This window comes from Actinocrinis sp., assembly GCF_035946395.1.
GTDB lineage: Bacteria > Actinomycetota > Actinomycetes > Streptomycetales > Catenulisporaceae > Actinocrinis.
Genome location: NZ_DASYZI010000013.1, coordinates 1 through 7,116 on the forward strand (window position 1 = coordinate 1; position 7,116 = coordinate 7,116).

Annotated in this window: 6 protein-coding genes and 1 pseudogene; 3 read left to right on the forward strand and 4 right to left on the reverse strand. The window is 69.1% G+C overall.

Going from position 1 to position 7,116, the window contains the following annotated elements; all coding sequences use genetic code 11:
* Nucleotides 1-577: 577 nt before the first annotated feature.
* From VGS97_RS01150 to VGS97_RS01160, 3 genes are all read right to left on the reverse strand, one after another.
* Nucleotides 578-1,717, reverse strand: coding sequence for a glycosyl hydrolase family 18 protein (locus VGS97_RS01150; protein WP_326851250.1), 1,140 nt, complete (start codon nucleotides 1,715-1,717; stop codon nucleotides 578-580).
* 316 nt (nucleotides 1,718-2,033) lie between these two features.
* Nucleotides 2,034-2,159 (reverse strand): hypothetical protein, encoded by a 126-nt coding sequence (locus VGS97_RS01155; protein WP_326851251.1) that lies wholly within the window; start codon nucleotides 2,157-2,159, stop codon nucleotides 2,034-2,036.
* Nucleotides 2,160-2,274: 115 nt separating this feature from the next.
* Nucleotides 2,275-2,583, reverse strand: a complete 309-nt coding sequence (locus tag VGS97_RS01160) for a hypothetical protein (RefSeq protein ID WP_326851252.1) — start codon at nucleotides 2,581-2,583, stop codon at nucleotides 2,275-2,277.
* 181 nt (nucleotides 2,584-2,764) lie between these two features.
* Between VGS97_RS01160 and VGS97_RS01165 the strand changes: the two genes are divergently transcribed.
* Together VGS97_RS01165 and VGS97_RS01170 are read left to right on the forward strand one after the other, a co-directional pair.
* Nucleotides 2,765-3,919 (forward strand): Ku protein, encoded by a 1,155-nt coding sequence (locus VGS97_RS01165; protein ID WP_326851253.1) that lies wholly within the window; start codon nucleotides 2,765-2,767, stop codon nucleotides 3,917-3,919.
* Between the two features lie 15 nt (nucleotides 3,920-3,934).
* On the forward strand, nucleotides 3,935-4,282 hold the full coding sequence (locus VGS97_RS01170) for a hypothetical protein (protein ID WP_326851254.1): 348 nt from the start codon (nucleotides 3,935-3,937) through the stop codon (nucleotides 4,280-4,282).
* Between the two features lie 206 nt (nucleotides 4,283-4,488).
* Here the strand turns inward: VGS97_RS01170 and VGS97_RS01175 are convergent.
* A pseudogene (locus tag VGS97_RS01175) lies at nucleotides 4,489-5,001 on the reverse strand (mycothiol transferase).
* Between the two features lie 516 nt (nucleotides 5,002-5,517).
* On the opposite strand from VGS97_RS01175, the gene VGS97_RS01185 reads away from it, so the two are divergent.
* On the forward strand, nucleotides 5,518-7,116 hold a 1,599-nt coding region (locus VGS97_RS01185), incomplete at its 3' end, for an Ig domain-containing protein (RefSeq protein ID WP_326851256.1).

The window sequence follows — 7,116 nt, forward strand, 5'->3', positions numbered from 1 at the left end:
TGACCGATGTGACGAGCGGCAGCAACGGCACCTGCCCGACCAGCCAGTGGTGCAACGCCGGCCCCGGCTGGGACGGTCCCACGGGCCTCGGTACCCCCAACGGCACCGGCGCCTTCTAGACCAGCCGTCCGGCAGCAATCCAACAGCAATCCAGCAGCGGTCCAACACAACCGAACGGCGCGGAACGGAACAGGGCGGGAGGCCAGGCGGAAACGGGCCTCCCGCCCATCGCCGCTGACACTGCGCCCACACACCTGCGTACCCACGGGCTCACGGGCTCACGGGCACGTGGGTACGCGAGCGCGCGAGCGCGCGAGCGCGCGGGCACGGCTACACGGCTCACGGCTCACGGCTCACGGCTCACGGCTCACGGCCCACGGCTCACGGCTCACGGCTCACGGCTCACGGCGAGTGAGATGTATCGCGCTGGCGGCGCTGCTTCAGAGAAAGACAGCGCTGCCATCGGAGGCGAGACATGCGGTTCGCAGCCGATGGCAGCGCTGGCGGTGCTCATGGTCGCGGCCGCAGCGTGTTGACTCCCGTTCCCGGGCGCCGCGGCCACGGCGGCTTCAGTGGGTCAGTTCTGGCGCAGAGCGGGCATCGGCACCGGCACGCTCAATGTCGTTGCGCCCACTCCGACCCCGCCCTGGCAGGAGTTGGGCGGGAAGGTCGTCTGTCCGCGGGTCGAAGGGGCGCCAGCGGCCCAGAACATGAAGCCGAGCATTCCGTTGGTGCTGCCCGCTCCGGCCGGGGCGACCGACTCGACCCAACTGCTGGTCGAGTTCTGTAGTGAACCGGCGAAGTTGTTGCACTCGGGCAGCACCTGGCTCTGCCCGGCGACGTAGACCGAACCGGTGAACTTCGCCGGAGCCAGCGGCGCGATCGGTGGTGCGTAGTTCGGCTTGCCGTCCACGTGCTCCAGCCAGTTGGACTCCGAGCCGCTGGTCGAGGTCTGCTTGTTGGGCACCATCGCGTTCGCGTAGTCGAGCACCGGGTTGCTCGTGGTCAGCCAGTTCGAGGTCGCGTACTGGTCGAGCGCGATCAGGTACCGGTCACCGGCGGCGACGTCGATCGTCAACCGCGCGGCCGGATTCGCGCCGGTCGCGTCGTACGGGTGCGCCGCCCGGTACGCGTTGATGAACGCCTGCATGCCCGTCAGGTTCGGGCTCGAACTGTTCTCGTAGTCGATCTCGATGCCGACGCCGAGCTGCGTGGCCACCGCGGCGGCTTTCTGCCCGAGCGAGGTCGCGTTCTGGGTCAGGGCCGTGTCCCAGTCCGCCGTGTAGGTGATCCCGCCGATCGAGAGCATGACCCGCACGCCGTGGCTGGTGAAGTAGTTCACCACGGCCTGGTCCATGCCGTTGGGCACACCGTTCGTGTCTCCCGCGTCGGTCGTGCCGTTGAGCAGCTTGAGCGGATCGACGAACGCGAGCACGACCAGGTTGACCGACGGGCTGCCATTGCCGCGATCGATCATCCAGTGGTTCTGCGTATCGAACGTGGTCATGTCGGGAGCCGCAGCCCATGTGCAGAAGTCCGAGCCGCACAACCAGGCACCGTAGATCTGGACCGGACTGGAAGCCGCAGCAGCGGCTGCGGCCGGGGCGGTGGAACCGCGCGAACCGGCCTGCGCGTGAGCGGGCGCGGTGAGCACGGGAGCGATGGCGAGCGCAGCCGCGGCGCCGAGCACTCCGAGCCGGTGGGTAAGTGTTCGCATGAAGCAGTACGCCTCCTGGCATCGCGGGATCCCCATCCCACCGCACACTTTCAAGTTGGTCTAGACCTTTGTCAAGGGTGCGTGGTGCTGCGGAACCAGTTGCCGGGACGGGTAGAGCGTGACGTACAGGCCACAGCCACGTGTACGGCCACGTGTACTGACTCTCACGGCCGTCCACGACGACAATCAGGGTTCTCACGTCGGTGGATCGAGATCGCTTCATGGCGCAGCGATGCCGTGACGGCCGGCCGAGAGGCGGCGTCACGGCATCGCTGAGAAAGGCTGTCTGTGCCCCAGTAAGGTCAGTCAGGAAGGGTCAGTAAGGAAGGTAGCGCCCGGACGGCGTGCGCAGATCGAGTGGCGGCAGGGTGCGCTGCGACGACCGCCGCTTCAGCGCATACACCCGTCGGCCTCGTTCGGCAGTGTCGATGCGGTATGCCATCGCGCTCGCTCCTTCAAGGCTGTCGGTCCAGTGCGACTCGCTGCCTCACTGTCCCCGGTCTGACCGAGGAACGGATTGATGCCCCGCGAGCATGGTCGGAAACCGAAATCCGCGGTTAGCGCACATCCGTGTACGCGGCTTCATTCGGGGTACTCAGCGGTATCAGGCCCGTAACTACGGGACGTCCGTGAGTAAGGACAGCGGCCCGGAAGGGCAAACGCCATCCGGCTGCGAACCGCTCTCGCGCCGCCGCGGCAGCGATGCTCGCGCGAATGCGGATCGACAAGAGCATGTTGACGACGACCGGCCGATACAGCGGTCCCGGCGTTTCACCCAGCCGCCCGCCCGCCTCGGCGGCGACCGCTCGGCCGTGCTGCTTCAGCAGGTCGCCGATTCGGCGGCGAAGATCGTCGCCGGTGGACAATCCGGACGCCTCCCGATTGCCTCCCGATCGGACCGGGTGGCCCCTCGCGCCGGCCGCAAACAGTCGGCCCACTGCTCGGACGCAGAAATACACCGGTTACGCCATATCGTGGAAAACTGGGTGGACCGGATCCCTGCCACAGGTCACACGTCCCGGCGCGGGCCCGGTGGAGGAGGCACCGATGGCGCGCGCGATATGGAGCGGCAGCCTGAACTTCGGCCTGGTCACCGTCCCGGTGGAGCTGTTCACCGCGACCCGGGACCAGGCGCCGCGGTTCCACCAACTGGAGCGCGGTACCGCCGACCGGGTGAGAATCCAGCGGATCAACGAGCGCACCGGAAAGCCGGTGGCCTTCGGGGACATCGTCAAGGGCTACGAGCTGGACGATGGACAGTACGTCGTGTTCACCCAGGACGAACTCGACGAGATCGCCCCCGGCCGGTCGAAGGCCATCGAGATATCCGGCTTCGTGGACTTGGAGCAGGTCGAGCCGATCTTCTTCGCGACGACGTACTACCTCGGGCCGAAGGGCGCCGAGTACGGCAGGGTCTACGCGCTGCTGCGCGAGGCGCTGGCTGCCTCGAACCGGGTCGGCGTCGCCACGTTCGTGATGCGCGGCCGGCAGTACCTGACCGCGATCAAGGCGGAGAAGCAGGTGCTGGTGCTGCACACGATGCATTACGCGGACGAGATCCGTGACCCGGTCAAGGAAATCGACGCGCTGCCCGGGACGGGGGAAGCCGCCGTCAACGCGCGCGAACTCGGTGCCGCGCAGCAGCTCATCGAGACGCTCGGCATCGACTGGGACCCGAACGAGTACAAGGACGAGTACCGGGAGCGGCTCGACGAGCTCATCGAGGCCAAGCGGCATGGCGAGGGGCTGGTCGGCGGCGAGAAGCCGCCGCCTGCGGCCACGAACGTGGTCGACCTGATGGACGCGCTTGAGCGCAGCATCGCGCGCGGGCGACGAGCCGATCCGCGGGTGGCGGCGCCGCAGGCCGACGCAGAGGCGGAACCGCAGTCGGAGGCGAAAGTGGAGCCCGCCGGGGCGGCGCGGAAGCGGGAGTACCGGGGACAGAAGAAGGGAGTGGCGCCGGTGCAGGAGCGGGAACGGGCGCGGGTGCGCGAGCAGGTGCGGGTGCGGGATCAGGGACGAGAACGGGAACGGGAACGGGAACGGGCCGAGGATCTCAGTATGCTGACTAAGGCTGAGCTCTACGCCCGGGCCGCGGAGTTGGACGTCCCGGGCCGCTCGACGATGACCCGCGCGCAGTTGGAGGACGCCGTGGCCCGGGCGGCTCGCCCGCGGCGCGGACGTAGATCGACGGTGGCGTGAGGGGCGGAGCGGAACATGGGACACGACGCGGATCTGGGCACTGAGCTGGCCGCCGACCGCAAGCTGATCGACCTGGTGGCCGCGCAGTACGAGGCCGAGGCCGACCCCAAGCGCCGACGCGCGCTGATCGAACAGCTGACGGCGGTCACGGCACGGCACGTCCTGCTGACCACGCGGCTGCTCGGCGACGCACTGCACGAGTACGTTCCCGAACGGACCGGTGAACTCGCGGACGCGCTGGTGGCGCAGGCGCGCGGGCTGCTCGACGTCGAGGAGGCGTGTCTGCTGCCCGCGCTCGAACAAACCGTCTCCTGGCATGTTCTGCGGGATCTCGGCGAGAAGGTGCGCGCCGGGCGCATGTGAACGGGATGGCGAGGCGGGTGAGATAGGCAAGATGGGCGATGTAGGCGAGGGCAGCCGTGGCCCTTCCGCTGACCGGGCCGCTGACCGGGGCGGTGGCCGGGGCGGTGGCCGGGGTTTGCGTGCTGCTCTGGTACCGGCTGCCGCGTACCGACGGCGAGCCGCTGCCGCCCGGCGCCCTGATCCGGCCCACGGCTCCCAAACACCCGCTAGCCTCGGCGCTGGAGAACGCCGCGGATGAAGGACGCCTGGCCGGCATGCTGGAGCGTGTCGGAGATCACGCTGACCAGCCGCACGCCGAGACTGACCGGCGGATCCCAGGAGTCGTCCACGATCCGCTCGAAGTCCCGATCGGCGAGGCCGCGCACGCGCTCGATCGTCTGCTCGTGGACCGCGTCGTAGTAGCCGGTGAGCAGGTCCGCCGAGTCCACCCGGACAGCAGCCACGTCCTGCGAGCGGTGGCCGTAGCCCGTCGCCTCCGGCGTGAACGGCAGGCCGAAACGCTTCTCCCAGCCCTGCGCGGTCCACACCTGCTCACCGCCGAGGGCGTCCGCGACGTGGTCGTCCTGGACCCGGGCCAGGTGCCAGAGCAGTCAGGCGATCGAGTTCGCGTCCTGGTCGAGGCGCGCGGCGAGTTGCTCGGGGCCGAGCCCCCGCGCCGCGGCGTGGACCACCTCCCGGACCCGGCCGAACGCGTCCACGAACAGTTCTGCTCCGGTCATCGGCGGCTCCTTCGGCACGCAGTTGCCTTCTCGTCGATTATCGCGCGCCCCTCGCGGCCGGACGCGACCGACACAGCAGCTGAAAATCCAGTGACTCAGCAACGAACCGCATGTAACGCCCGGGGTTAGCGGGGTTTCCCTATAAGTCCCCTATGGAACAACTGTTACCCCAGTAATCGTTGACCGCATTCGCACACGGCGATACGTTCCACTTCGGTGCTCAGTGATCGCCTTCGAGCACTGATCCGCAATCCGCAACGCACCTCGTACCCGCAATCGACCGTCCCGGCGGGCGCCATGCCGACGGGCGGTTCAGCACGCCAAGCGGTCGGATCGGGCCCGGCTGCACGTCTCCCAAACCCCCCGACGCGTTCGTCCGAACGCCGACGCGTGCCATGCCGACGAGCCGAGTCCCAGAACCCCGCGGTGATCCCGCGCTTCCGGGTCGAGGCCCGCACTCCCGTGCGGCCGGACGCACCCACATGCGCCGCCGCCACCCGAGAAGGGGATTTGCACGTGACGCACCCATCCGAGGCCGCGGCGCACCGCCGCGGCCCGCGAGTCGCGCTGGCAGCCGCCGCCAGCCTCGCCCTGGCCGCCGGCATCTCGGTGACCGCCTACACCCCGGCCACGGCCGCCGTCTCGGCGACCGCCAACCCGTACAACCCGTCTTATCAGCACGCGTATCGCCACGGCGTGATCCCGACCATCGGCCAGCAGGCGAAGATGAAGGCGTGGAACGCCGCGCACCCGCAGATCGCCGCGGCGACCGGCCCGCAGACGCTCGCCTACGGCGGCGGCATCGACGGCATCGGCGTGCAGGACGGGCACTCGAAGGTTTACATCGTCTTCTATGGCAACCAGTGGGGCTCGTCGAGCACCGACGGCAACGGCAACCAGGCGTTCAGCAGCGACTCGGCCGGGGCCGCGGGTGTGGCCCAGCAGATGTTCAAGGGCATCGGCACCGGCGGCGAGACGTGGTCGGCGGACCTGACGCAGTGGTGTGACGGGCCGAACGTCTCGGCCGGCGCGACCAGCTGCCCGTCGAACGCGAGCTTCATCCCCTACCAGAGCGGCGGCGTGCTGTCCGGCGTCTGGTACGACAACTCGGGTGCCTCACCGGCCACGGCCAGCGGCCACCAGCTCGGCCAGGAGGCCGTCAACGCGGCGGCGCACTTCGGCAACACCACGGCCGCGGCCAACCGTGACTCGTACTACATCATCGCCTCCCCGACCGGCACGAACCCGGACAGCTACCAGGGTGCGTACTGCGCGTGGCACGACTACACCGGTGACAGCAGCCTGACCGGCGGCGCGGTCTCCTCGCCCTACGGCGACATCGCGTTCAGCAACCAGCCGTACAACATCGACTCGGGCGCCGGCTGCGGCGTCGGCTTCGTGAACTCCCCCGGAACCACGGACGGCTACAGCATCACCCTCGGCCACGAGTGGCACGAGATGATGTCCGACCAGAACCCGGCGGGCGGCTGGACCAACCAGCAGAGCACGAGCTCGTACTACCAGCAGGAGAACTCGGACGAGTGCGCGTGGCTGAGCCCCGGCACCACGGGCGGCGCGGCCAACATCACCTTCGGCACCTTCGGCACGTACTCCGAGCAGGCCAGCTGGTCGAACGACACGAACTCGTGCGCGATCTCGCACACCATCCTCAACCACGGCGGCGGCGGCAACACGGTGACCGTCACCAACCCGGGTTCACAGAGCTCGACAGTGGGCACCCCGGTCTCGCTCCAGATCAGCGCGACTGACTCTGGCGGCGCGGCGCTGACCTATACCGCCAGCGGCCTGCCCGCCGGCCTGTCGATCTCCTCGTCCGGTCTGATCTCGGGCACGCCGACGACGGCGGCGACGTACAGCACGACGGTGACGGCGTCTGACAGCACCGGCGCGTCCGGTTCGGCGTCCTTCAGCTGGACGGTCAGCACCACCGGTGGCGGCGGCTGCACCGCGACGCAGCTGATCAAGAACCCGGGCTTCGAAAGCGGCGTGGCAACCCCGTGGTCGCTGAGCGCGGGCGTGCTGAACAACAGCACTGCCGAGCCGGCGCACTCCGGTAGCTGGGACGCCTGGCTCGACGGCTACGGCACCACCCAC